Source organism: Peribacillus sp. P4_C12 (assembly GCF_056402095.1).
The window spans coordinates 1-1,194 of sequence record NZ_JBFUIB010000857.1; the positions used below are offsets into that span (position 1 = coordinate 1).

Here is a 1,194-nt window from a genome sequence, read left to right on the forward strand (position 1 = left end):
CATATATGCCTGGCTATGAAGACGATGTGATCATGGCAGCAGGAACCTTTATTCAGGGAGCAAGCATTGAATTGACAGCAGATGGTCCGACAAGAGCTCCTTATGTCGCCTATGTTCAAGGTGGATTAACATATGCTCATGTTAAAATCGCCGTGTTGACTGCTGTGAATTCTTTAATGGATAAAAAACTGATCCAATTGTAATAAGAATACTAGCTGAATTTTTCCAGTTTTCGTTTCAGAATCCAGTTTAACTGGATTCACAGAAAAAATAATAGTCATAATATTTGATAAGTTACAAATCATTTTGCTTTTCTAAAAAAATCATGTCATAAAATGTAACATCATCTTGACAAGTTTAATAACATATAATATGATTATATCAGATAAAAAAAGGAGGATGCTAAGAATGAGTGGCAACAACATTCGGCGTTCGATGCCTCTTTTTTCCATCGGAATTGTGATGCAGCTAACTGAATTGTCTGCGCGTCAAATTCGATACTACGAAGAGCATCAACTAATTACTCCTATGAGAACAGATGGAAATCGTCGGGTTTTTTCTTTAAACGATATTGATCGACTACTTGAGATTAAAGACTTAATCGAACAAGGAGTCAATCTGGCCGGCATAAAAAAAATTTTCACTGTAAAGGAACAGAACTTACCTAAGACTCAAGATTTAGAACAAGCGGAAAAGATAAGACAGGACCTTAGTGACGAGGAGCTTCGTAAGCTTCTACGTGCTGAGCTATTACAAGGCAGTAAGCATCGAACATCTCTTCGACAAGGGGATATGTCCCGTTTTTTCCAATAAAAAATATGATTTATGAATTATTATTTAGGGGGAATTAAAATTGGCAAAGTTCACACGTGAAGACATCACTCGTTTAGCAAAAGAAGAAAATGTTAAGTACATCCGTTTACAGTTTACTGACATTTTAGGAACGATTAAAAACGTTGAAATCCCAGTTAGTCAATTAGAAAAAGCTCTTGATAACAAAATGATGTTTGACGGATCTTCTATTGAAGGCTTCGTACGTATCGAAGAATCTGATATGTACCTATATCCTGATTTAAATACATGGGTTATTTTCCCTTGGACTTCTGAAAAAGGTAAAGTTGCTCGTCTAATTTGTGATATTTATAATACGGATGGAGCACCTTTTGATGGAGATCCTCGTACTAACTTAAAACG

3 protein-coding genes are annotated in these 1,194 nt (G+C 35.6%); all 3 read left to right on the top strand.

From position 1 onward, the window contains the following. Positions 1-203, top strand: a 203-nt coding sequence (locus tag AC1DUW_RS29705) for a methionine gamma-lyase family protein (protein ID WP_477644291.1), incomplete at its 5' end; no start/stop codon positions are given. Positions 204-408: 205 nt separating this feature from the next. Next, a complete protein-coding gene (locus AC1DUW_RS29710; RefSeq protein WP_053345434.1) occupies positions 409-813 on the top strand; it encodes a MerR family transcriptional regulator in 405 nt (134 codons plus the stop codon). A 40-nt stretch (positions 814-853) separates the two neighbouring features. Then, a partial coding sequence (locus tag AC1DUW_RS29715) for a glutamine synthetase beta-grasp domain-containing protein (protein ID WP_477644292.1) occupies positions 854-1,194 on the top strand: 341 nt, incomplete at its 3' end.